This is a genomic window from Microbacterium sp. ET2 (assembly GCF_030347395.1).
Taxonomy (GTDB): domain Bacteria; phylum Actinomycetota; class Actinomycetes; order Actinomycetales; family Microbacteriaceae; genus Microbacterium; species Microbacterium albipurpureum.
The window spans coordinates 2,149,547-2,173,123 of sequence record NZ_CP128170.1 but is presented as its reverse complement, the minus strand read 5'-3'; the positions used below and the strand labels follow the sequence as shown (position 1 = coordinate 2,173,123).

The following is a 23,577-nucleotide window of genomic DNA, read 5'->3' as shown; positions in this document are numbered from 1 at the left end:
GCGCGCGGGACGGCGGGCTCTGGCATCCGACTTCGAAGGAGAAGTGCATGCACAACCACGGCATCGGGGCATGGGCGGCGACGCGTCGCCTGAAGAGCCCCGACAAGGTGGCGATCGTCGCCGGTGACGTGAAGGTGACCTATCGGCAGTTCGCCGATCAGGTCGACCGCATCTCATCGGTGCTGCGTCATCGCGGCCTCGGTCGCGGCGAGGCGGTGGCGTACATCGGTGAGAACTGCCCCGAGTTCCTCGAGGTGATGTTCGCCGCGGCACAGCTGGGTGCCGTGTTCGTGCCGGTCAACACCCGGCTCGCCCCGCCCGAGGTCGCCCATGTGCTCGCCGACTCGGGGGCGCATGTCGTGATCGTCGACCCGGCCCTCCGCGATCGCGCCCAGCCGGGGATCGAACAGGCCCGCATCGGAGACGTCATCGAGACCGGTGAGGGTGACGCGCAGCATCCGGGATTGGATCTGCTGATCCGGGCGGCCTCCGGCGGCCAGGCCGACGAGCAGGCCGGCCCCGACGACGCCGCGGCGATCATCTACACCTCCGGCACGACCGGGAAGGCGAAGGGCGCCGTCCTCACCCACGGCAACCTCACATGGGTGGCGCTGAATTGCATCATCGACTACGACGTGGTCTCCACCGACATCGCGCTGATGATCTCGCCGCTCTTCCACGTCGCCTCGCTCGGGATGGGTGCGCTGCCGGTCTTCCTCAAGGGCGGCACGCTCGTGCTCGAGAAGGGCTTCGACCCCGGCCGGGCGCTCGCGCTCATCGCGCAGCACCGGGTGACGATGCTCAGCGGTGTGCCCACCACGTATCAGCTGATGGCCGATCATCCCGACTGGGCCGACACCGACCTGTCGAGCCTGCGGAAGCTCACCTGTGGCGGATCCGCCGTCCCCACCCGCATCCTCAATGCCTACGAGGCGCGCGGGATGTCGTTCTCGCAGGGCTACGGCATGACCGAGACCTCGCCCGGGGCGACGTCGCTCTCGCCTGAGAAGACGCGCGAGAAGCAGGGGAGCGTGGGGCTGCCGCACTTCTTCACCGAGGTGCGGATCGCCGACGAGTCAGGGGCGATGGTGCCCCGCGGCACCGTGGGGGAGATCGAGATCTCCGGACCGAACGTGTTCGCGGGCTATCTGAACCTGCCGGATGCCACGGCCGCGGCCTTCACCGCCGACGGCTGGTTCCGCTCGGGCGACCTCGGGTACCTCGACGCCGACGGGTACCTCTTCATCGCCGATCGGCTGAAGGACATGATCATCTCGGGTGGCGAGAACATCTACCCCGCCGAGGTCGAGAACCTCATCAGCGACGTCGCCGGCGTGACGGGGGTCGCCGTGATCGGCGTGCCCGACGAGCGCTGGGGCGAGGTGCCGTGGGCCGTCGTCACGACGGCGCCCGGGACGGAGGTGTCGCTCGACGACGTGCGCGGGCACCTCGAGGGACGGATCGCGCGGTACAAGATCCCGAAGAACCTCGTGGTGGTCGACGAGCTGCCCCGCACCGCGTCGGGGAAGGTGCGGAAGGCCGAGCTTCGCACGCGCTTCGCGCGGTGAGGCGGGCACGGCGGCCGTCGCCTGTCGCCGCTCGTCGCAGCCCGCGCCGAAGTGACCCGCATGGCGAGGTTCAGCGCCCCAAGGTCGCCATCTGCGCCACCTTCGATGACGATGTCCGGGGTGCCCTCACCCGACGAGCGCGGCGAACTCCCGCACCGCGGGGAAGGCCAACTCGCGGTGACGGCGTGTGAACAGCTCCAGCGAGCGGTCCGCCGGCCAGTCGTCATCCATGTACTGCGCCGGCAGCGCCGGGTCGGCGCGCAGCAGCGCGAGCCAGTCGGCCACGAGCAGGATGCGGGTGGCCAGGGCTCCGGGAGCATCGGGGTCGACGTCGTCATCCCACTGCGACAGGAACTCCTGATGCGCACGCCGGATCGACTCGATGTCCCACGCGGTGCGCACCGCGTCTCCCATCGGGAAGCCGTCGAGCTGGCTCGCGGCGAAGGCCGTCACCGACCCGGGCTTCAGATCCGGGATGATGGCGGCGAGCGCGGCAGCGAGGTCGACCTCTCCCGGGGCGATCCACAGCCCGTCGCGCAGCGGCGCGAATCCCGACCAGGTGAGGGCCGCGCGAAGGCGGTGACGAAGGGTCCGCTGGTGCTCGGGAACACTGAAGGTCACCAGCGTCCATCCCTCCCCCTCCCGCGCGAACGGGGTGGGGCTGTGCACGCGGTGCGATGCCTCGCGCAGCACGTCGCTGCCGTGGGGAGTCAGCACGAAGCCGATCTCGCGGCCGAGGCGCCGGCGCTCGACGAGGCCGCTGTAGACCATCCGGTCGAGGTTCGTCCGCACCGCGGGGCCGGTGACCCCCGCTCCCTCCAGCACCCCCAGCAGCACGCTCGCGCGCAGCGGCTCGAAGTACCGATCGCTGACGTACTCGCCGAAGAACGCCAGCAGCAGCTGGCGCGGCTTGCGCGTGCGGAAGGTGCGATCGGGCGGCGCCGACCGGAGGGCAGAAGTGCTCACGCCACCGCGCCCGGCCTCACGGCCTCGCCGCGCTTGGCGCGCTGGATCTGCTCGTACACGTGGGTCCGCAGCTCGGTGAATCGTGGCATCGCCCGCGTCGTGATCTGATCGCGCGCCGGCGGCAGGTCGATCGCCAGATCCTCCTGCACCCAGGTCGGCGACTTCGACAGCACCACGACGCGCTCCCCCAGGTACACCGACTCGTCGATGTCGTGGGTGACGAACAGGATCGACATCCCGCGCTCGCGGTGGAGGGTCCGCACGAGATCCTCGAGGTCGGCACGGGTCTGCGCGTCGACGGCGGCGAAAGGCTCGTCCATGATCAGCACCTCGGGCTGATAGGCCACCGCCCGCGCGATCGCGACGCGCTGCTGCATCCCGCCCGACAGCTGCCAGGGGTAGCTCTTGTCGGCGTGATCGAGACCGACGGCCTTCAGGGCGTCGTCGACGAGGCGGTCGCGGTCGGCCCGCGACATCCGCTTGTGCTTGAGCGGCAGCTCGACGTTCCCGCGCACCGTCAGCCACGGGTACAGCGACCGGCCGTACTCCTGGAAGACCAGCGCCATGCTCTCCGGCGGGTTCGTGACGGCCTGACCGTCGAGCTCGACGCTGCCGGCAGTCGGGCGGAGGAGCCCCGCGATGCACTTCAGCAGCGTGGTCTTGCCGCAGCCCGACGGACCGACGATGCAGACCAGCTCGCCGGCCTTCATCCGGAAGCTGATGTCGCCGATCGCCTCGACGTCTCCGGTCGCCGCTTCGTACACCTTCTTGAGGTTCTGCACCTCGAGCAGCGTTTCAGGCACGCTCCACCTCCTTGATTCCGTGGTACCAGCGCAGCACCCTCCGCTCGACGAACCCGAAGATCGTGGCGAGCAGCACACCGATGAGACCGAGAAGCACGATGCCGCTCCACATCTCGGCGATGAGGTAGTTCCGCTGGAAGAAGACGATGCGGTAGCCGAGTCCCGACGACGAGTAGAACATCTCGGAGATGACCATGAGGATCAGCGCGATCGACAGGGCCTGTCGGACGCCGGTCATGATGCGCGGGCTCGCGGCGGGCAGCACGAGATAGCGGATGCGTTCGCCCGGCGTCAGCGCGAAGGAGCGGGCTGTCTCGGTCATCACGCTGTCGGTCGCCCGGACGCCGTCGATGGTGTTGAGGAGCACCGGCCAGAGCGAGCCGGCGACGATGACGACGATCTTCATCGAGTCGGTGGGGCCGAGCAGTACCGCGATGATCGGGATGAGCACGGGCGGCGGGATGGCGCGGAAGAACTCCAGGATCGGCTCGAGCAGCTCGCTCAGCCACCGGGTGAGCCCGATGACCAAGCCGGCGACGATGCCGACGACGATCGACAGGGCGGCCCCGACGACCAGGCGCCCGAGGCTCGGGAGCACGTCGGTGAAGAACGCCGGACCCACCCAGGTATCGACGAACGCCTCGGCGATGGCGAGGGGGCTCGGAAAGAACGGGGTCGTCGAGAAGGACGACCAGATCCCCCACAGGATGAGCAGAACGATGGGGAACCCGAGGGCGTACCCGATGCCCGAGCCGAACTTCGCCCAGCGGCGGGAGCGGGGCCCCGGCGTCACCACGGTGCTGGTGTAGAGGGTCACAGCACTTCCTCCCCGCGGACCGACTGATGCCACGAGAGCGACCGGCGCTCGATGAAGCGGAAGACGAGATTGATGATGAGCCCGAGGATGCCGGTGACGATCACCAGCGCGTACACCCGGACATAGTCACCCGCGGACTGCGCGACGACGATCGCACGGCCGAGCCCGGGGTTTCCGATCGTGAGCTCGGCGGTGACGGCGAGGATCAGCGCCACCGTCGCACCGAGGCGGAGCCCGGTCATGAGGTAGGGCAGCGCTGTCGGCAGAATCAGATAGCGGATGCGGTGGGCGCGCGGGAGCCCGAAGCTCTTGGCGGTATCGCGGGCGACGGCGTCGACGTCGGCGACGCCGTACAGCACCTGAACGAAGATCTGCCAGAAGGTGGCGTAGACGACGATCACGAGCGCCGCTTCGATGCGCAGACCGAACATGAGGATCGCGAGCGGGATGAGGGCCACCGACGGGATGGGACGGAGGAACTCCACCGTCGTGTGGGTCGCCTTCCGCAGGAACGGCACGAGTCCGATGATCGTGCCGAGCACCACGGCCAGCACCGTGGCGATGGCGAGCCCGATCGCCCAGGCGGTCATCGTGCGGCCGATGTTGCGCCAGAACTCGAGGTCGCGCAGGTCGGAGGCGAGGCGGGCGAGGACCTCGGTGGGCGGCGGGAAGAAGCGGGCGTCGAGGATCCCGAAAGTCGGGATCAGCTGCCAGGTGATGAGGAACCCGGCGATGCCGAGTGCCCCGAGGGCGACTTTGCGGAAGGCGCGGGCGCGGCGGGCCGAGCGCAGACGGCTCGACGGGGCCGGGCGGTGCTCACGCGGCGGCACGGTCGTCTTCGGTGATGGGATCACCGCGTTCTCGGACACGGGGGACCTCTCGGGATCGAAGTGGGGAACGGGAGCGGGCGGCGCGCGGGAACGCGGCCGCCCGCTCCCGACGGGCTACTGCTGCTGGATGAGCCGCGAGAAGTCCGGCTCGGCGTCGATGTAGCCGTACTCGACCGCGAGGGCGGCGAGCTCTTCGACACCGGCGCTGCCCAGGTCGGCGGTGAAGTCCGGCAGCACGATCCCGGCGGCGGCCTCCTCCGGGATCTCGAGGTTGGTCGCGATCGCCGCGCGCACGGCATCCTCGTTCTGCGAGGCGAACTCCAGCGCATCGGCCATCGCCGCGGCGTAGTCGGCCACGAGCTCGGGGTCCTCGTCGATCTTCGCCTGCGTGGTGAAGTTCGTCAGCACCGTCAGGCCCGGGATGGTCGCCTGGTACGGGGCGACGACCTCGACCCCACCACCCCCGACGACGATGCCGCGGAACGGGTCGGGGACCCACGCGGCGTCGATGTTGCCGGCCTCGAGCTGGGCCTGCGCGTCGGGGAAGGCGACCTCGACGAACTCGATCGTCGAGGAGTCGCCGCCGGCGTCGTCGACCGCCTTGCGGATGGTCAGGTCACCCGCGGCACCGAGGCTGTTGACGGCCACGCGCTTGCCGGCGAGATCGGCGGGGCCGGCGATGCCGGCATCACCGAGCGCGACCACGCCGTTGACGTCCTCACCGTCGGCCAGCGACGAGGCGTAGTTGCTGAAGATGACGACGCCGAGGTCCTGCAGGTCGGCGCGGATGGGGCCGAAGGGCTGACCGATCGCGAAGTCGATGTCGCCGCTGAGCAGCGCGGGGATCGCCTGGGCGCCGCCCTGGGCGGGCACCACCTCGACGTTCAGCCCGTACTCCTCGAAGATCCCCTCGTCGATGGCGGCCCACAGGGCCCCGGACTCGGCGATCGGGAGCGCGGCCACGCGGACGTCGCGGATCTCTTCGGTCGTGCCACCGCCGGCGTCGGCGCTGTCACTGGGTTCGGCGGTGGGGCCGGCTGCGGAATCGGTGCAACCGGCGAGGGCGAGTGCGGCTGCGGCCATCAGGCCGAGCGCGGCGAGCCTCTTCTTCATTGACGGGCCTCTCGTTGGTGTCGGAGTGGAGCCGGTCCTCGAGGCGTGACGTCGGTGCTGCGTCGGGTCGTCACGTCCTCGTGGCCTGACGAGATCATGGTCCGGCAGCGACATCCGCTTGTCAAGACTTCTGTGACGAGCGTCACCGAATCGTTGAATCTGCACGACATCACATGCCTCTTGCCATTACCTATGTTCATAGTTATCGTTAGGGACGAGAGCACCGATGCTCATCGCAGAGGAAAGGACCTCGACGTGGCACGCACCACCTCCGAACATTCCGCAGCCGCTCGCGCGCTCGTTCAGGATTACTCGCTGGAGATGACCGGGAAGGACATCCCGGGTCTGCAGGAGGCGCAGGACTCGATCCCCGCCGGCACCAAGGTGAACGTGACGTTCCTCGGCAATGAAGACCTCGAGATGCGCGTCGCCGCGTCGAAGGCGGTGAAGGAAGCCGGCTTCGTCCCCGTACCCCACATCTCGGCGCGGCGCCTGAAGTCCGCGGAGCAGCTCCAGGAGTTCCTCGCCCACCTCCAGGAGGTCGGCGCGAGCGAGCACGTCTTCTCCGTCGGCGGCGACCCGGCCGAGCCCGAAGGCCCCTACGAAGACTCGCTGTCGGTGATCCGATCCGGCATCCTGCAGCAGTACGGCGTGAAGGAGGTCAGCATCGCGGGATACCCCGAGGGTCACCCCGACATCTCCGAAGAGATCCTGTGGCGCCACCTCGAGGACAAGATCGCCGCCCTCGCCGAGCAGGGTCTCGACGCGGTCATCCTCACGCAGTTCGCCTTCGACACCGATCCGGTGATGGCCTGGATCCAGGAGGTCCGGCGCCGCGGCATCACCGCCGAGATCCGGATCGGCACGCCCGGTCCCGCGGGCATCAAGCGCCTGCTGGGCTTCGCCCGCCGCTTCGGAATCGGCGCGAACGCGATGATCGTGAAGAAGTACGGCTTCTCGCTGACCAACCTGATGGGCACCGCGGGTCCCGACCGCTTCGTCACCGACCTCGCCGACCTGCTGGCTCAGAACGGCGCCCTCGGGAATGTCAGACTGCACTTCTACACATTCGGCGGGCTGCGCGCGACCTCGGAGTGGGTGCGCGATTTCCGCGCCCCGCAATCCTGAGGAGTCCCGCATGACGCTGCACACCGATGCCCGGCGCGACCACGCCTGCCTGATCGTCCACGGCCCCGACCAGCCCGGGATCGTCGCGGCCGTGTCGGCGCTGATCGCCCGCAACGAGGGCAACATCGTCACCCTCGACCAGTACTCCGACAACCCCGAGGGCGGGGAGTTCTTCCAGCGCGTGGTGTTCCACCGCCCCGATCTCACCGCGACGATGCCCGCCATCGAGGCCGACCTGGAGAAGACGCTCGGACCACTCGGCATGACCTGGGTGCTCACCGACCAGTCGGTGCCCAAGCGCATGGCGATCCTCGCCTCGACGAGCGACCACTGCCTGCTGGAGCTGCTGTGGCGCCATCGCCGCGGCGAGCTACCCGTGACCATCCCGATGGTCATCTCCAATCACACCAACACCGCCGAGGACGTCCGCTCGTTCGGCATCCCGTTCGTGCACGTCCACTCGCAGGGGCCCGACAAGTCCGCCGCCGAGGCGGAGATCCTCAAGCTCCTCGACGGCAACGTCGACTTCGTCGTCCTGGCGCGGTACATGCAGATCCTCTCGGAGGAGTTCCTGGCGAAGATCGGCGTGCCGGTCATCAACATCCATCACTCCTTCCTCCCCGCCTTCATCGGCGCGGCGCCCTATAAGAAGGCCAGGGAACGGGGCGTCAAGCTCATCGGGGCGACGAGCCATTACGTCACCGCCGACCTCGACGAGGGACCGATCATCGAGCAGGATGTCGCCCGCGTCGACCACCGGATGACGGCGGCCGACCTGCAGGCCCGCGGCGCCTACGTCGAGCGCGCTGTGCTGTCGCGCGCCGTGCAGTGGCACGCCGAGGACCGCGTCATCCGTCACGGCAACCACACGATCGTCTTCAGCGACCGCCCCTGACGATCCCCGCACACCCTCCCGAAAGACCACCTACCGAACAGAGAGGTTCCACCCATGGCAGAGAATCTGCAAGCCCTGCTGGACGAGAAGGGAAGCCCGGTCGAGTTGCTGCGCAACTCCCAGATCGGCTCCTACATCTACCCCGTCGTCCCCGCCGACTTCCAGAACTGGATCAAGGAGCAGAAGGCCTGGCGCGACACCGCCGTCCTGTACGACCAGTCGCACCACATGGACAATGTGTTCCTCCGCGGCTCCGACGCGATCAACCTGATCCGCGACACCGCGATCAACTCCGTCGAGGTGTTCCCCGTCAACCGCGCCAAGCAGTACGTGCCGACCACCGCGTCGGGCCACGTCATCGGCGACGGCATCCTCTTCCACGAGGAGGAGGACCAGTACGTCTACGTCGGCCGCGCGCCCGCGTCCAACTGGCTGATGTTCCACGGTGAGACCGGCGGCTACAAGAACCTCGAGATCGAGGTCGACCGCCGCTCCCCGTCGCGTCCCTACGGCGACGCCGTCTCGCGCCGCTACTACCGCTTCCAGATCCAGGGCCCTGCGGCCTGGAAGGTCATCGAGAAGCTCAACGGCGGACCGCTCGAGCAGCTGCGGTTCTTCGCCATGTCGACGATGAACATCGAAGGCATGAACGTCCGCACGCTCCGTCACGGCATGGCCGGCGCACCGGGTCTGGAGATCTGGGGTCCCTACGCCGACCACCACCGGGTGCGCGACATCATCGTCGAGGCCGGCGCCGAGTTCGGCCTGGTGCCGGTGGGCTCGAGGGCCTACCCGTCGAACACGCTGGAGTCGGGGTGGATCCCTTCGCCCCTCCCCGCCATCTACACCGGCGAAGAGGAGCGCGCGTACCGCGAGTGGCTCGGCGTGGACAGCTACGAGGCGACCGGTACGCTCGCCGGGTCGTTCGTGTCCGACAACATCGAGGACTACTACCTCACCCCGTGGGAGCTCGGCTACGGCTCGTTCGTGAAGTTCGACCACGACTTCATCGGCCGCGACGCCCTCGAGAAGATCGACCCCGCCACACAGCGCAAGAAGGTCACCCTCGCCTGGAACGCCGAGGACCTCGGCCGCGTGTGGTCGTCGCTGCTGGATGTCGACGGCCCGAGCTACAAGTTCTTCGACCTGCCGCTGGCCAACTACGGCTCGGCGAACTACGACTCGGTCGTGGACGCCGACGGCACGGTCGTCGGATACTCGATGTTCACCGGATACAGCGCCAACGAGAAGCGCGGCCTGTCGCTGGGGACCGTCGACCCCGACGTGCCCGAGGGTACCGAGCTCAAGGTCGTCTGGGGCGAGCCGAACGGCGGCTCGTCCAAGGCGTCGGTCGAGCCGCACGAGCAGACCGAGGTCCGCGTCGTGGTCTCTCCGGTGCCGTACTCCACGGTGGCCCGCCAGACCTACCAGGGCGGATGGCGCACCGGCTACAAGAACGACTGACCATGACCGCGAAGGGGCTCGGGCGCACACGTCCGGGCCCCTTCGCTCACTGACCCAGACCCGGCAAGGAGCTTCATGAGTCTGCGATACGCCCTGCTGGCGATCCTCCGCGTCGGTGCGCTGTCGGGTTACGAGCTGCAGAAGCAGTTCTCCCTCTCGGTCGGTCATGTCTGGCATGCTCCCGACTCGCAGATCTACCCCGAGCTGCGCAAGATGGAGCAGGAGGGCCTGGTCGAGGCTGAGGAGCAGACCCGCGGCGAGCGCGGTCGGCGACGGCTCTATCACGTGACGGATGCCGGTGATCGCGCCTTTCTCGACTGGATGACCTCACCGCTGGACTACCAGCGCGTGCGAGACCCCGCGCATCTGCGAGCGGCCTACCTCGAGACCACGACGCCCGACGCGGCGCGGCGCTTCCTCGAGCGTCACATCATGGCCTGGTCGGCCGAGCTCGCGCAGTGGGAGGGGGAGCTGGCGCGCATCGACGCACTGAGCAACCCGATGCTCGTCAGGCGCCTCGCGGCCACCGCCGACGAGGATCGCGAGCGCACGATCGCCTACAAGCGCTTCGCCTACGAGGGCCTCGTGGAGCGGGCTCGCGGCGAGATCGAGTGGGCCCGGCGGGGGCTCGACCTCGTGGACCGGGTGGGCTGACGGTTCGCCGTAGGCTGGACCGGTGGCGAGCATGGACCGCGATCCTCGGGGCAGGCCCGCCACCGAGCGTCTGAACTACACGGCCTATCGACTGGCTCGCGCACTCAACCGTGCGGCGGAGAACACGGCCCTCGCTCACGGCGTCACCCTGCCGCAGCTGCTCATCCTGCAGGTGCTGGGTGAGGGAGAGCCACTGTCCAACGCCCAGGTGGCACGCCGCACCTTCGTCAGCTCTCAGGCCGCGCACGTCGTCTCGGCCGAGGCTCCTGGCGAACGGCCTCATCGAGCGTGCCGAACATCCCACGAACAGACGAGTCCGGCTGGTGCGGCTGAGCGAGGAAGGATGGCGCGTCCTCCATGACTGCGAGGACGACATCCGCGCGCGCGAGGACCGTCTGACCGAACTCATCGGCCCCGACCTCGGTGACTCCCTCGCCGAGGTGCTCGACCGCGCCGCCTCGGTGCTCGCCGGCGGCTACTTCGGCGATCGTGCCGCGGAAGCCGCAGCCGTGGAGGCACGCCGTCGCCGCCCGGCGAAGGGGCCCGGACTCAGTCTGTGACCGCGCCGGGCGCCTCGCCGCGTCGCCCCAGCCGCAGCGCGACGAACACCGCGCATGCGAGAGCAGCCGTTCCACCGATGGCGAGGGCGACTCGACCGTCGGAGAGGTCGATCACCCAGCCGATCAGCGCCGCACCGATCGGCACCATCCCGTAGTTGCCGAGGGTGACCCACGACATCGTCCTGCCGATGTGCTCGGGCGCCACGCTCCCCTGCGCGGCGGCGTAGAGAACACCCTGGTAGTACCCGACACCGAGGCCGAGGACGGGGCCGAGGAGCAGCAGCACTCCGAGCGTCGGCGCGGCGGCGTTGACCAGCAGCGCTGCCCCCATCACCGCGCACGCGACGATGAGCGAACGCACGGTCACTGTCGTTCTGCCCGCGGCGATGAGGCCGCCGACGATGGCGCCGACGGCATTGAGAGTGTGCACGGCGCCGACCGCTGCCGCGTCGCCGCCGAAGGACAGCGTCACCGTCGAGGTGAGTACCAGCATGAGGTTCAGCGCCAGCAGAGCGATCACGACGTTGACCACGAGCAGCGTCGCGAGCGCGCGGGGCGGGCGGAAACGGGGCGCGCGGCGATCGCGCATGACCCGAGGGAACATCCGCGCCGGCCGCAGGAGCAGGACCGACACGAACACGAGAAGGAACGAACCCGCATTGACCAGCAGGCACACCGTCGGCCCGAGCGCAGCGAAGGCGACGCCGGCGAGCCCTGGTCCGATGGACCGCGCCGAAGCCAGCGCGATCGTGCTGAGCGACACGGCCGTCGAGAGTCTTTCGGGCCCCACGAGCTCGTAGATGATCGCCTGCGCGGCGAGTCGCTCGAACGTATGGACCACGCCGAGCGCCGCCACCAGTGCGTACAGGGGCCCGAGCGGAAGTGTGGGTGCGAGCGTGAGCAGAGCGAGGCCCGCGACGACGGCAGCCGAGGCGATGGAGGTGACCAGGAGAATCGACCGTGGACGGAACCGGTCGGCGACGCGCCCGGCCGGGACGCTCAGCAGCAGCAGCGGCAGGAACTGAGCGATCGTGACACCGCTGAGCGCCTGCGCGCTGCCGGTGGCGTCCAGCACCGCGAGCGAGAGCGCGAGGTTCTGGAACCACGTGCCGGTGTTCGATGCGACCTGCCCCGCGAAGTACAGGGAGAAGTTGCGGTTGTGAAAGGGCTGGAGCGCCGCGGTCGGCCCGCCCCGGGTCATCCGCTCACGACACCGGTACGCGTTCGCGCAGGAACGACGCGATGCGCTCGCGGACCCCGCCGGTCGCACGCGGGTCGGCATTGCTGCCGCGGAGCTCGAGGACGGGCACGCCTTGCTCCTCGAGCGCGGCGGTGATGAGTGCGCTGCCGGGGGTGTCGTCGGCGACGAGGTGCACGACGCCGTCGACCCCGTGTGCGAGCGCCTCCTTGGCGTACCACGACGACGACATGGGCGGCACGTACAGCAGGTCGGTGAGTCCCACGAATCTCGCGGCGAGGGTGCGCAGCGGGTCGGGGCCGCGGCGCAGGTATCCGTCGGCGGCGATCGCCAGGTACATCGACCACACGAAGACGGCGTCGAACTCGTCCTGGAACGCGCGGTACATGTCGAGGTCCGACCACAGCCCTCGCCCGATCCACATCAGACGGCGTCGCTCGCGGGGGTGGACCGCGTCTCCGGCGTCGATCCGCGCAGCCACCTCGTCATGCAGGCGCTCGGCGGCCTGGACCGCCCAGGCCGTGCCGCGGTGCCACTGCGGGACCATGACCGCCGGGATGACATCGGTCACCGGCACCGGGAGCGGACGCGCCTGTGCCAATAGTGCTCGGGTGCGCCGGTTCCATTCGGCCTGCTGATTGGCCAGGTCGAGGATGCCGGCGAGCACCGCCAGGTCGAGTCCGCGACCGGTGCGCTCGGCCAGCCAGTGCGTGAGCTCGACGATCTCGTCGCGGAGGAGGTCGATGCGCTCGGCGCCGAACACCGCGTCCCACTCGTCGGCGACGATGTCCCACCACCCCTCGGGTGCGGGGACGGCGCCGGTGCGGGAGAGCAGGAACGTCTCGGTGCCCGGCCGACGTCCCCACTGCTCGAAGATCTTGTGCGTGACATCGCCCCCGCGCTCGGCGATCGCGAACCGCGGCTCGGGCAGCCCGCCCCACGGCGCCTCGTCGGAAGGCAGCAGCTGAGCGCCGAGAGGCAGCACGTCGTACTGCCGGCTGTCGTCGGGGAGCCCGAGCGCAGCCACGGCGGCGAGACTGGCAGGACCGGCCCGCTTGGCGCTGATGATCGAGGACCACCATTGGTTCACCACATAGGGGATGTCCAGTGCGCGGAGGATCTCATGCGGGGCGTCGGCGTTCGCGAGCGCGAGGGGCGCACCGGCACGAGCCGCCGCCGAGGTCCGGGCGAACCACTCCTTCTGATACGTCGTGGCGGCGACGGCGCTGTCAAGCCGCGGTGACCTCGTCATCGGCTCGCCCTTCCGGCTGAGAGTTCCGCTGCCATCGCAGACACCCGGCCGACGACCTCACCCGGCCGGACGTGGTCGGCGACGTGGAGCTCGATCCCATCCGCGGCGAGGGCATCGCGCTGATCGACGACATCCCACAGCGGAGACTCGTCGAGATCGCGAATGAGGGACACGGCGACATCCGCACCGCTCGCTGCGGCGAGGGACCGGGTCGTCCGGGCGCGGTCTGCGCCCGACCCCGTCGTCGAAGCGGGAATGCGGGCGAAATGCGCGTCGATCAGCCGGTCCACCGTCTCCGTCACCGAGCCGCCGGCCGCGCTCACGCCGAGCCAGGCCCCGTCGCCGGTGCCGTGGTCCTCGCTGACGACGATCAGGCCCGCTGCCTCCAGGGCCGCGTACGCACGAGCGTCGGGGTGATCGGATCCGGTCATGTGGACGCGGCGCCGGGCGGGGACGTCCTCACCGCCTGCGGCGCGGATGATGTCGGCCGCGACTGGCGGCGGCACCCGCATCGCAGCGAGTGTCGCCTCCAGAGCCTGAGCGCCGGAGCACCGGGGCGGGTGCGCGCGGCGGCGCGCGCGGAGGCGTTCCAGCTCCTCCCCCAGCGCTGCCTCGGCGACAGCCGCGTCGTGCAGGCTCTGCGCATCCGGAGTCCGTCCGGTGACCCCGCCGCAGAAGCGTGCCAGCGCGGTGAATTGATGCCGGAGGAATCTGCGCGACCCCGCCGAGTCGCGGCGGGGGAGGTCGACCAGATGCAGCGGGACACGCGAGCCCGTCGCCCGGAGGACGTAGAACAGCCGGAGATGAGCCTCGCTGTCGTTGCTCACCACGATGCCGTCGACGTCGGCGTCGCTGAGCTCCTCGGCGACGGTGGCAGCCACGGGGTCGGCGGCGCCCAGGAGATCGAGCCAGGCGCGGTCGCCGGGCGCCTCCCACAGCCCCGTGATCCGAAAGGGCAGCGCCCCCGAGGCCAGCACGATCTGTCGGGGCACGTCGTTGCCGACGATCCCGATCACCGGCCCTGACCCGGCGGTCACAGCACTCCGTTGCCGCGCAGCTCTGCAACTCGATCGGCGTCGTACCCGAGCATCCGACCGAGCACCTCGTCCGTGTGCTCGCCGAGGCCCGGAGCCGGGCGGGACAGGTCGGTGGTGCTCCGCGAGAAGACCACCGGGAGCCCACTGCCGTACAGCCCCTCGAAGTGTCCGAATCGGGGGTGCACCAGCGGCACGACTTCCCCGCGACCGGTGACGATGTCGTCACGGACCGCGGTCGCCGTGTCCCGGACGGGGGCGGCCGGCACGCCGTTCCGCTCGAAGGCGCTCAGGACCTCGGCTGTCGAGCGCGTCGCCGCCCAGTCCGTGATCAGCGCGTGCAGCTCATCGGCGTTGGTGACCCGGGCGTCTCGCGTGGCGAACTGCGGGTCTGCCACGAGGTCCTCCCGCTCGATGGCCGCCAGCGTCCCCTGGGCGAAGGCGTCGGTCGGTGCGCAGATCGCGAACCATCCGTCCGCGGCCTCGAAGGTGCCGAACGGGGCGAGTCGCGGGACGACACTGCCGGTCCGGAGCGGGAAGCCGACGGACTCCAGGGCATCGAACGGCTCACAGGCGACGAGCGACGTGAGGCTCCCGAGCATGGAGACGTCGACGTGCTGTCCCTCTCCTGTCGCGTCGGCATGCATCACCGCACCGAGGGTGCCGATCACGGCGAACAGGGGCGCCACCAGATCGCCGATAGGCAGGCCGAACCGCACCGGCGCGTCCCCCGGCTCACCGGCGGTCATCATCACGCCGCTCAGGGCCTGGATGATGGTGTCCATGGCCTTGCCGTCGCCCGGCACGCCCTGCGCCCCGAAGCCGCTGATCGAGGTGTAGACGATACGCGGGTTCATCTGCTGCACCACGGCGAAGTCGATCCCCAGGCGCCGGGTCACCCCCGCGCTGTAGTTCTCCACGACGATGTCGGCGTTGCGCACGAGATCGAAGAACACTTCGCGGCTCTGCGGATGCTTCAGGTTGAGAGTGATGCTCTCCTTGCCTCGGCCGCGGGCCATCATCGACACCGACATGTCGTCGGGATCCTGGCGGCGCATCTGCAGACCGTCCGCGGTGACGTACGGCGAGTTGTTCCGCGAGGAGTCACCTCCGCGCTCGGGGTTCTCGACCTTGATGACCCGTGCGCCCAGGCTCGCCAGGAGCAGCGTGGCGTAGGGCCCGGCGAGGGCGGTGGTCAGGTCGATGACGGTCTTGCCGGCGAGCGGACCCTGGGTCGGTCGGGTGGCGGTCATGGTGTCTCCGTTGCGCGGGCGACGAGTCTGTCGCCGCTCCACGCCAGGTCGGTGGCGAAAGCCGCATCGGCGGTGATGGTGCGCAGGTAGTCGGCGACCGCCTCGCCGCGAGGCGAGCGGCCGACGGGCACCGGGCGGGCATCGTCGTCGATCCAGCAGGGGATGAGGGCGGTTTCCACGGCGCCGTCGTCGAAGGTGAGGGCGGCGATCATGGTGTGGCGGCTCTCGGGATGGAACGGGTAGGTCGGCATCGCCGGGTCGGGCTCGAATCCGAACAGACGCCGACGTTCCCTCGCCCACGCCGCACGTCCGGGATCATCCCCGTCGAGTGCGAGCGCACGGGTGACCGTGGCGAAGTTGCCGAGCCCATGGAGGATGGGGCGGCCCCGATAGATCTCGATGCCTTTGCCGATGTGCGCATGATGCGAGACGACGGCCTGCGCGCCCGCGTCGACCATCGCGTGGGAGACCTCGCGTTCGTAGTCCGCGATCCGGGCCGGCTCGTGCACGAGTCCCTTGTGCAGCGCGACGATGACGACGTCGGCCGCCGACGCCGCATCCCGGACGGCAGCCACGGCCCGGGCGAGACTCGTCTGCTCCGCGAAGGAGTGCACCCGCGGCGGACCGCCGGGGTTCGCGCCCCGCGGCTCGTAGTGGGTGACGACGTCGACGTACGCGGCCCCGGGCTTGAGCGAGGTCGCCCACGTCTCCCGAGGTCCGACGCAGTTGATGCTGACGACGGCGACGGTGACCCCACCCGCGGAGACCAGCGCGGGGGCGAAGGCGTCGTCGAGCGTCTCTCCGACACCCGCCACCTGCATCCCACGCTCCTCGCAGTGTCGGCGTGTCTCGCGGATCCCTTCCGGACCGAAGTCGTAGACGTGGTTGCCTGCGAGGGTCAGGATGTCGAACCCGGCGTCGGCGAGGGCATCGAGCGCCGACGGGGGACCCGGGACGGCGGCGACGTCGGTCGTGTGGACGATGCCCCCTTCGAGGTGAGGGATCTCCAGGTGGCCGATCACGACGTCCGCGCCGCGCAGCGTCTCCCCCACGGGTGCGAGCAGGCCGGCGGCATCCGTCGTCTCGAGGACGAGGTCGCCGACCGCGTGAACGGTGATCACGCCGAGACCTCGCGGTCGGGACGCGAGCTACGGGTGAGGAACGCCTGGAGCCGGGTGGAGTGGGGGTCGGCGAAGAACTCCGTCGAGGGCCGGTCCTCGATCACCTGGCCGTCGGCCATGAAGACGCACCGGTCGGCCACGCCGCGAGCGAACTCGAGCTCGTGTGTGACGACCACCATCGTCATCCCCGAATCCGCGAGGTCCTTCATGACCTGCAGGACTTCGTCGACGAGTTCGGGATCCAGCGAGCTCGTGGGCTCGTCGAACAGCAGGATGCGCGGATTGGTCGCCACGGCGCGGGCGATCGCGACCCGCTGCTGCTGACCGCCGGAGAGTTGCCGAGGGTGCGCCTGCGCCTTGTCCGCCAGCCCGACGCGGGTGAGGAGATCCATCGCGCGTTCGCGCGCCTCGGCGGGCGCCATGCCGTGCACTTTGATCGGCGCCTCGGTGATGTTTCGCAGCACGGTCCAGTGGGGGAAGAGGTTGAACTGCTGGAACACCATGCCCATCCGCCGGCGCTGACGCTCGACGTCGCTGTCGCGGAGCGGACGGAGGTGCCCCCGGTGGTCCTCGTAGCCCAGGAGCTCGCCGTCGAGGTACATCGCGCCGCCCTCGATGGACTCGAGCTGGTCGACGCACCGGACGAGCGTCGACTTGCCCGACCCCGACGGGCCGAGGATCGCGACGACTTCCTGGGCGTGGACCTCCAGATCCACGCCGTCGAGGGCCAGGGTGCCGTCGTACTCCTTGCGGAGCCCGGTGACCTGGAGCACCGGGGTGGTCGATGTGTCGGAACCGGCGATCATGCGGTCACCTCCGTGCGTGCGACGACCCGTCGAGTGATGGCGGCGCGCGACATCCCTCGGTTGAAATGACGCTCGACCCGCCGTTGCAGGATGGTCAGGCCCGTGACGACGACGAGGTACCAGATGACCGCCACGATCAGCATCGGCACGACTTCGTATGTGCGGTTGTAGATGACCTGCACCGAGTGCAGCAGGTCGCCCATGGCGATGACGCTCACCAGCGACGTCCCCTTCATCAGCGCGATGACCTGCGAGCCGGTCGGCGGGATGATGACGCGCATGGCCTGCGGAAGAACCACACGGCTGAACGAGTGCCACCGGCTGAATCCCATCGCCTTGGCGGCGTCGCGCTGCCCGGAGTCCACCGACGAGATGCCGGCCCGCACGATCTCGGCCATGTAGGCCGCCTCGTGCAGCGACAGGCCGATGATCGCGGCGGTCAGGGGGGTGATGAGGTCGTTGGTCGGCCAGCTGAACAGCTCCGGCCCGAAGGGCACTCCGACGGCGAGGCGGGGCAGGAGGTAGGCGAGGTTGTACCAGAAGATCAGCTGCACCAGCGGCGGGACGCCACGGAAGACCCCCACGAAGGCGATGCATGCCCAGCGCAGTGGCGCGAAGTCGCTGAGCTGACCCGCCGCGAGCGCAGTTCCGAGGATCGACCCCAGCACCATGCCCACGATCGTGAGCATGATCGAGACGCTGAGGCCGACAAGCACGCTGGGGTTGAACAGGTATTCGGCGACGACCGGCCAGTCGAAGCGCTCATTGGTGACGAGGAAGACCAGGATCTGCGCTGTCACCAGGAGGAGCAGAATGCCGACGACCACTCGCCAGGGATGGATGCGACGCTTGGCTGCGGCGACGTCCACGGTCCTGTCGGCACGTGGGTTGCGCACGGGCTGCGTGGTCAGGTCGGTCATGCGGTCCTCACTGTCCGGTCATGGGGTTCAGCGACGGCTCCTCGACGGCGGCGTCCTCGATGCCCCACTCGGACATGATGCGGTCGTATTCGCCGTTGTCGAAGATGGCCTGGAACGCCGCGAGCATCGGCTCCGCCAGACCGCTGTCCTTCGGCATGAACATGGCCAGCTGGTCCACTCCGGCCCCCTGCTCATCCGTCTGGATCAGGTACCCGTACTGATCGGGATCGCTCGCCTGCAGATCGATCGCTGCGGACTGGGTCGTACCGGCGTAGTCGGCTCGGTCGGAGTTGACGGCGAGGAAGGTCGAGTTGGTGTCCTCGAGTCCGACGAACTCGGCGGGATCGAGCCCTTCGCCTTCGCACCACTCGTTGTAGCGCTCCAGCTGGCTCTCCGTGACCGACCCCGTCACGCCGGCGACCCGGGCTCCGCACAGCGCCTCGGGATCGTCGAGCTCGTCGGCGCGCTCGGCGAGGAAGACGTAGGAGGTCCGCGTCGTCATCCAGACGACGGCGTCGAACTCCGCCTCCCGTTCGGGCGTGGTCCGCACGGGACCGTTGAACGCGTCGAAGCGCCCCGAGAGCATGCCGGTGAGCATCGCATCCAGACCCGACGAGGTCTGCATCTGGAACGGAACGCCCAGCTGCTCCGACAGGGCCGCCTGCAGGTCGGGGTCGATCCCCGTGATCTCGCCGCCCTCTTCGATGGTGCGGTACGGCGGGTGCGTGTCTGCGGCGACGGTGATGACGCCCGCGTCGCGGATCGAGGAGGGAAGCTGGTCGTAGAGCGGCGCGTCGGCGCTCGCCCCGGTTCCGGGCTCGTCGGTCGCGGCCGGCGCATCACCTGAACCGCCGCCGCTGCAGGCCGTGAGTGCGAGAACAGCGGCGGCCGCGAAGGATGCCGCAACGGGTGCTCGGAAAGTGCGCATGAGGACTCCACATCGTTGTGCTGCAGGCCGCGTTCTTCGCGTCCCTCGGAGGAAGAATATCATATTGATTGATATTTTCATGGAGAAGTTCAACGATTTCCTCCGCGGCGATTGGCGACAGAATCCGCGGCGATCTCGTCGGCAATCGTCGATTCGGAGTACGCTCGGACCGTGTGCGGCTGATCCTCCTGCGTGAGGACGCCCGCGTGCCCGGTCGACGTCGATGGAGAGGTGGAGCGGATGACCGACACGGACGTTCTGGATGGCGCGCCCGCGCGCCCGGACCTCACCCAGCGCATCCGCGACGCGATTCTGAGCGCCGAGTTCGCGCCGCATCAGCGGCTCATCGAAGCAGACCTCAGCGAACGCTTCGAGGCGTCCCGGGCGTCGGTGCGCAACGCCCTGTTGAACCTCGCCGGCGAGGGACTCGTGGAGCGCCTCCCCAACCGGGGTGCACGCGTGCGAGCCATCAGCGTCGACGAAGCGGTCGAGATCGTCGAGGTGCGCGTGGGGCTGGAGTCCCTCTGCGCCAGGAAGGCCGCCGAGAATCTCACCGCGGAGGGCGAGGCGGAGCTCCGCGCCATCCGCGACGGCATCGAAGAGGCCATCGCCACCGGCAACCTCGTGGAGTACGCCCGGCTCAACCAGGAGATGGACCGCTGCCTCCGCGAGGAGAGCGGCCACCTGACCGCGACCCAGCTGCTCGAGCGGCTGCGGGCCCAGTCGGCGCGCCACCAGTTCCGTCTCGCCTTCCACCCCGGGCGGGCTTCGCAGTCGGCGCCGGAGCACATCGCCATCATCGACGCGGTGCTCGCCCGCGACCCCGATGCGGCCGACGCCGCCACCCGCGCCCACCTGAACGGCATCGTCGGAGTGCTGCGCGCGCTCGGCTGACATCCCGGCTCCCACCGCGACCCGTCGACATCTGCGGCCTGTGCGCTGCACGACCCGCAGTCCGTGACGGGTCGCGGACGTCTCATCGCAACGGGAAGGCGCGTCGCCCCTGTGGGGACGACGCGCCTTGCGCAGCGATGGGACGACGCCGGTTACTCGAACGTCTCCACCGTGTCGTACCCGCGGCCGTTGTACTTCTGCACCACGACGCTCGAAACGGCGGGCTGGCCGTCCTCGGTCGTGTCGACGGCCGTGCCCTCGAGCATCAGTGGCGCCTGGTAGTCCGAGACCGTCCGCAGCGCCTCCATGAAGTTCTCCCGGGTCGGCTCGGTCATCTCGCCGAACACCTGCTCGAGCGTGCCGCCGATCATGTAGCTCCACATGCAGTGGGGGAACGCCGGCGTGTCGGGGTAGTCGGCGTACTCGGCGAGGTTGGTGAGGAAGTTCTGCACATCCTCGTCCTCGGCGTAGGCGGGGCTCGCGGGAGCCTTGGCGAACGACACCGAGTAGACACCCGGGAACGCCGTCGCGCCGCCCGGCTCGAGGATCGCCGTGGGGCTGGAGGTGTTGGAGGGCAGGAACCAGGAGGGGAGCCACCCGAGCTCCTGCGCCTTCTGCAGCGACGAGATCACCAGCGGCGTGATCGACATCGCGTTGAAGAAGACGTCGGCGCCGGATGCGGCCAGCTCGGTCAGCTGCGCGTCGACCGAGGTGTCGGTCGCCTCGTAGGTGAGCTCCTCGACGATCTCGACGTTGCCGGCGCCCTCGATGGCCTCCTTGAAGCCCTCGACATAGCCCTCGCCGTAGTCGTCGTTCTGCGCGAGGATCGCGACCTTGTGGTCTTCGCCCGACGCGGCCAGGAGCTCGCCGAACGCGGCACCCTCGTTCTGGTAGATCGGAACGAAGCCGAGCTGCCAGGGGCTCTCCTCGGTGTTGGAGAACAACGGGTCGCCGGTCATGATCAGCACCTGCGGCACCTCGTCGTCGATCGCCGCCTCGCGCCATGCGCGGTTGGTCGGCGTGCCGAGTCCCGAGGTCATGGCGAACACGCTGTCCTTCAGCTGCTCGAAGTTCGCCGCCGCCTGCTGCGGGTCGTAGGCGTCATCCAGGGCCTCGATCTCGACGGTGCGGGTGTTGCCGTCGCCGAACTCGATGCCGCCCTCGGCGTTCGCGGCGCCGAAGTAGGCCTCCAGGCCCGCCACCGTGCAGGTGCCGGGTCCGGCGGTCGGACCCGACAGCGGCGTGGTGATGCCGAGCGTGATGCTGTCGTCGGTGATGCCCGGGCTCGCCGCGACGGCGTCGCCCGACTCATCACCGCCCCCGGTGTTCGCGCCGCGGGCGCAGCCCGTGGCCACCAGGGCGAGGATGCCGATGCCGGCGACGACGGTCGTCACCCGCGCCCGGCGTCCCCACGTCTTCGTGTGGAACTCGCTCATGTGTCTTGCTTTCTCTCGGTGGATGGGTGGGATGCGGCGACCGGCTGCGGTGTCGCCGCCTGAGACCGCGCGCCGGGTCCTCCACCCCGGTCGCCGCGGCGGACGAGCCGCCGGATGACCCGGGGAAGCGAGACGAGCCCGCCGGGGAGGAGGAACAGCACGAGCAGCAGGATGGCGCCCTGCAGCATCGCGGTCAGGTTCGGGTCGATGATGTTCGTCAGCTGCGGGACGAGGACGTAGTAGGCGCCGCCGAGGATCGACCCGACGATGCTGCCGGCCCCACCGACGACCATCGAGATGACGAGTTCGATCGAGTGACCGAAGCTCAGCGTCTCGGGCGAGGTGTACTGGATCACGACCATGTAGAGGAACCCGCTCACCCCGCCGATGAGGGCGGCGATGGTGAAGGCGAGCACCTTGTACTTGTAGGGCGAGATGCCCATGGATGCCGCGACCGCCTCGTTCTCCTTCACGATGGCGAACGCGCGTCCGTACTTCCCCCGCACGAGGTTGCGGGTGAGGAGGAAGGTGATGCCGCCGATCAGCAGCACGAGGTACAGCTGCCACTGATCGTCGTACAGCGGCGCCCACTCGGGAGCGCTGGAGAACCGCGCCGACAGGCCCTGCGATCCGCCGGTGAACTCCCCCAGGCGCCGGGCGAGCGGCACGCCCACGATGGGGAGGGCGATGGTCACCATGGCGATCGCGAGTCCGCCCAGGCGCGCTGCCGCCAGCGCGATCACGAGCCCGACGAGGGCGGTCAGCGCGAGAGCGAGGATGAACACCAGGAGGATGTTCCACTCCTGCGACACCCCGTAGGCGGTGATGTACGCGCCGAGTCCGACGAAGAAGATCTGACCGAGCATGACCTGGCCGGTGTATCCCATGATCACGTTCAGGCCGAGGACGGCCACGGCGAAGACGCCGATGCGGGCGAGGGTGGAATTCGTACCCGCGTCGAAGACGAGCGGGAGCACGATGGCGAGGATGACGCCGAGCGCGAGGCCCGCCCATCTGACCCAGGGACGCTGCAGGATGCTGGTTGCCGTTGTCATCACACCCGCACCACGACTTTCCGGCCGAACAGGCCCTGCGGCCTCAGGATGAGGACGATGAAGAGGAGGATGAACGGCACTGCGATGCGGAGGTCGTAGCCGATGAAGGGAACGTAGACCGCGGCGAGATTCTCCAGAACCCCGATGAGCCACGCGGCCACGACCGCGCCCAGGGGGCTGGAGAGACCGCCGATGATGACGGCGGCGAGCGCGTAGACGAGGGCGCCGTCCATCATCCCGGGGGTGAGGGTCAGCTGCGGGGCGACCATCGCGCCGGCGACGGCACCCAGGGCGGCGGCCAGGCCCCACCCGACCATGAGGAGCCGGCCGACCTTCAAGCCGGAGAACGACGCCGACTCGGGGTTGATCGCCACCGCGCGCAGGGCCAGGCCCAGCTTCGTTCCGAGGAAGAGCCCCTGCAGGATCAGCATGATCACGACGATGACGAGGATCGTGCCCAGGGAGCGGACGCTCACGACCGCTCCGAAGATCGTGACGGTGTCCAGCGGGAAGAGCGACGGGAACTGCAGGTTGTTGTAGCTCCAGATCCACGCGCAGATGCCGGTGATGAGGGTCAGAAGCCCGATCGTGACCACGACGGCGGTGTCGGGGTCGCCCTTCTCGAAGCGGCGCATGAGGTATCGCTCGATGAACGCCCCGATGAAGAAGGACACCACCACCGAGGCGAGGATCGCCAGGACCAGCGGGAGCCCCCACACGGTGAACTGGTAGGCGATGTAGGCGGAGAGCACCGCGATGCCGCCCTGGGCGAAGTTGATCAGGCCGGTGGCCTGATTCACCAGGACGATCGCAAGTGCGAGCGCTGCGTAGATCGACCCGGTCGACAGGCCGTCGACCACGAGTTGGATGAAGGTCTGCACG

General features: G+C 69.3%; 24 protein-coding genes. 8 read left to right on the top strand and 16 right to left on the bottom strand.

The genetic code is table 11. From position 1 onward, the window contains the following. Positions 1–47 precede the first annotated feature (47 nt). On the top strand, positions 48–1,568 hold the full coding sequence (locus tag QSU92_RS10555) for an acyl-CoA synthetase (RefSeq protein WP_289261598.1): 1,521 nt from the start codon (positions 48–50) through the stop codon (positions 1,566–1,568). Positions 1,569–1,694: 126 nt separating this feature from the next. On the opposite strand, the gene QSU92_RS10550 is transcribed toward QSU92_RS10555, so the two are convergent. The 5 genes from QSU92_RS10550 to QSU92_RS10530 form a co-directional block, all read right to left on the bottom strand. Next, entirely contained in the window at positions 1,695–2,534 is an 840-nt protein-coding gene (locus tag QSU92_RS10550) for a PaaX family transcriptional regulator (RefSeq protein WP_289261597.1), read from the bottom strand. Continuing rightward, positions 2,531–3,337, bottom strand: a complete 807-nt coding sequence (locus QSU92_RS10545; RefSeq protein WP_289261590.1) for an ABC transporter ATP-binding protein — start codon at positions 3,335–3,337, stop codon at positions 2,531–2,533. Before QSU92_RS10545 ends, QSU92_RS10550 begins: the two co-directional genes overlap by 4 nt. Next, positions 3,330–4,154, bottom strand: a complete 825-nt coding sequence (locus QSU92_RS10540) for an ABC transporter permease (RefSeq protein ID WP_289261588.1) — start codon at positions 4,152–4,154, stop codon at positions 3,330–3,332. The genes QSU92_RS10545 and QSU92_RS10540 overlap by 8 nt, the downstream gene beginning before the upstream one ends. Further along, a complete protein-coding gene (locus QSU92_RS10535; protein WP_289265882.1) occupies positions 4,151–4,945 on the bottom strand; it encodes an ABC transporter permease in 795 nt (264 codons plus the stop codon). The genes QSU92_RS10540 and QSU92_RS10535 overlap by 4 nt, the downstream gene beginning before the upstream one ends. 153 nt (positions 4,946–5,098) lie before the next feature. Beyond that, a complete protein-coding gene (locus QSU92_RS10530) occupies positions 5,099–6,097 on the bottom strand; it encodes an ABC transporter substrate-binding protein (protein ID WP_289261586.1) in 999 nt (332 codons plus the stop codon). Positions 6,098–6,418: 321 nt separating this feature from the next. Here QSU92_RS10530 and QSU92_RS10525 point away from each other — a divergent pair, with 321 nt between their 5' ends. The 6 genes from QSU92_RS10525 (at position 6,419) to QSU92_RS10500 (ending at position 10,798) form a co-directional block, all read left to right on the top strand. After that, positions 6,419–7,225 (top strand): methylenetetrahydrofolate reductase, encoded by an 807-nt coding sequence (locus QSU92_RS10525; protein ID WP_289265881.1) that lies wholly within the window; start codon positions 6,419–6,421, stop codon positions 7,223–7,225. A 10-nt stretch (positions 7,226–7,235) separates the two neighbouring features. Further along, the gene (gene purU / locus QSU92_RS10520) at positions 7,236–8,120 is read left to right on the top strand and encodes a formyltetrahydrofolate deformylase (protein ID WP_289261585.1); all 885 of its coding nucleotides are present in this window, start codon (positions 7,236–7,238) and stop codon (positions 8,118–8,120) included. 54 nt (positions 8,121–8,174) lie between these two features. Further along, a complete protein-coding gene (gene ligM / locus QSU92_RS10515) occupies positions 8,175–9,584 on the top strand; it encodes a vanillate/3-O-methylgallate O-demethylase (protein WP_289261581.1) in 1,410 nt (469 codons plus the stop codon). A 75-nt stretch (positions 9,585–9,659) separates the two neighbouring features. Beyond that, positions 9,660–10,238, top strand: coding sequence for a PadR family transcriptional regulator (locus QSU92_RS10510; protein WP_289261579.1), 579 nt, complete (start codon positions 9,660–9,662; stop codon positions 10,236–10,238). A gap of 22 nt (positions 10,239–10,260) precedes the next feature. Then, positions 10,261–10,599 (top strand): MarR family transcriptional regulator, encoded by a 339-nt coding sequence (locus tag QSU92_RS10505; protein WP_289261576.1) that lies wholly within the window; start codon positions 10,261–10,263, stop codon positions 10,597–10,599. After that, on the top strand, positions 10,562–10,798 hold the full coding sequence (locus tag QSU92_RS10500; protein WP_289261571.1) for a hypothetical protein: 237 nt from the start codon (positions 10,562–10,564) through the stop codon (positions 10,796–10,798). Before QSU92_RS10505 ends, QSU92_RS10500 begins: the two co-directional genes overlap by 38 nt. Here the strand turns inward: QSU92_RS10500 and QSU92_RS10495 are convergent. The 8 genes from QSU92_RS10495 to QSU92_RS10460 are packed head-to-tail and all read right to left on the bottom strand — an operon-like array spanning position 10,788 to position 19,310. Next, complete coding sequence (locus QSU92_RS10495) at positions 10,788–11,999, bottom strand: MFS transporter (RefSeq protein WP_289261569.1); 1,212 nt, start codon at positions 11,997–11,999, stop codon at positions 10,788–10,790. The genes QSU92_RS10500 and QSU92_RS10495 overlap by 11 nt on opposite strands. A 4-nt stretch (positions 12,000–12,003) precedes the next feature. Further along, complete coding sequence (locus QSU92_RS10490) at positions 12,004–13,248, bottom strand: 2-hydroxyacyl-CoA dehydratase family protein (protein ID WP_289261567.1); 1,245 nt, start codon at positions 13,246–13,248, stop codon at positions 12,004–12,006. After that, a complete protein-coding gene (locus QSU92_RS10485) occupies positions 13,245–14,285 on the bottom strand; it encodes a 2-hydroxyacyl-CoA dehydratase family protein (protein ID WP_289261565.1) in 1,041 nt (346 codons plus the stop codon). The genes QSU92_RS10490 and QSU92_RS10485 overlap by 4 nt, the downstream gene beginning before the upstream one ends. After that, positions 14,282–15,535, bottom strand: a complete 1,254-nt coding sequence (locus QSU92_RS10480; protein WP_289261563.1) for a CaiB/BaiF CoA transferase family protein — start codon at positions 15,533–15,535, stop codon at positions 14,282–14,284. Before QSU92_RS10480 ends, QSU92_RS10485 begins: the two co-directional genes overlap by 4 nt. Then, positions 15,532–16,656, bottom strand: a complete 1,125-nt coding sequence (locus QSU92_RS10475; protein WP_289261561.1) for a CapA family protein — start codon at positions 16,654–16,656, stop codon at positions 15,532–15,534. The genes QSU92_RS10480 and QSU92_RS10475 overlap by 4 nt, the downstream gene beginning before the upstream one ends. Further along, positions 16,653–17,462 carry an amino acid ABC transporter ATP-binding protein gene (locus tag QSU92_RS10470; RefSeq protein ID WP_289261559.1) on the bottom strand — a complete coding sequence of 270 codons (810 nt, stop codon included), beginning with the start codon at positions 17,460–17,462 and terminating at the stop codon, positions 16,653–16,655. The genes QSU92_RS10475 and QSU92_RS10470 overlap by 4 nt, the downstream gene beginning before the upstream one ends. Next, positions 17,459–18,382 carry an amino acid ABC transporter permease gene (locus QSU92_RS10465; protein ID WP_289261557.1) on the bottom strand — a complete coding sequence of 308 codons (924 nt, stop codon included), beginning with the start codon at positions 18,380–18,382 and terminating at the stop codon, positions 17,459–17,461. Before QSU92_RS10465 ends, QSU92_RS10470 begins: the two co-directional genes overlap by 4 nt. Before the next feature lie 7 nt (positions 18,383–18,389). Beyond that, positions 18,390–19,310: a transporter substrate-binding domain-containing protein gene (locus QSU92_RS10460; RefSeq protein ID WP_289261555.1), complete on the bottom strand. Its 921-nt coding sequence runs from the start codon at positions 19,308–19,310 to the stop codon at positions 18,390–18,392. 240 nt (positions 19,311–19,550) lie between these two features. On the opposite strand from QSU92_RS10460, the gene QSU92_RS10455 reads away from it, so the two are divergent. Next, positions 19,551–20,204, top strand: coding sequence for a GntR family transcriptional regulator (locus QSU92_RS10455; protein WP_289261554.1), 654 nt, complete (start codon positions 19,551–19,553; stop codon positions 20,202–20,204). A gap of 152 nt (positions 20,205–20,356) precedes the next feature. Here the strand turns inward: QSU92_RS10455 and QSU92_RS10450 are convergent, their stop codons facing one another. Genes QSU92_RS10450 through QSU92_RS10440 form a run of 3 tightly spaced genes read right to left on the bottom strand, consistent with a single transcriptional unit; the run spans position 20,357 to position 23,576 of the window. Further along, on the bottom strand, positions 20,357–21,640 hold the full coding sequence (locus QSU92_RS10450; protein WP_289261552.1) for an ABC transporter substrate-binding protein: 1,284 nt from the start codon (positions 21,638–21,640) through the stop codon (positions 20,357–20,359). Further along, positions 21,637–22,695, bottom strand: coding sequence for a branched-chain amino acid ABC transporter permease (locus tag QSU92_RS10445; RefSeq protein ID WP_289261545.1), 1,059 nt, complete (start codon positions 22,693–22,695; stop codon positions 21,637–21,639). Before QSU92_RS10445 ends, QSU92_RS10450 begins: the two co-directional genes overlap by 4 nt. Next, positions 22,695–23,576, bottom strand: a complete 882-nt coding sequence (locus tag QSU92_RS10440) for a branched-chain amino acid ABC transporter permease (protein ID WP_289261543.1) — start codon at positions 23,574–23,576, stop codon at positions 22,695–22,697. The genes QSU92_RS10445 and QSU92_RS10440 overlap by 1 nt, the downstream gene beginning before the upstream one ends. Position 23,577: the final 1 nt, after the last annotated feature.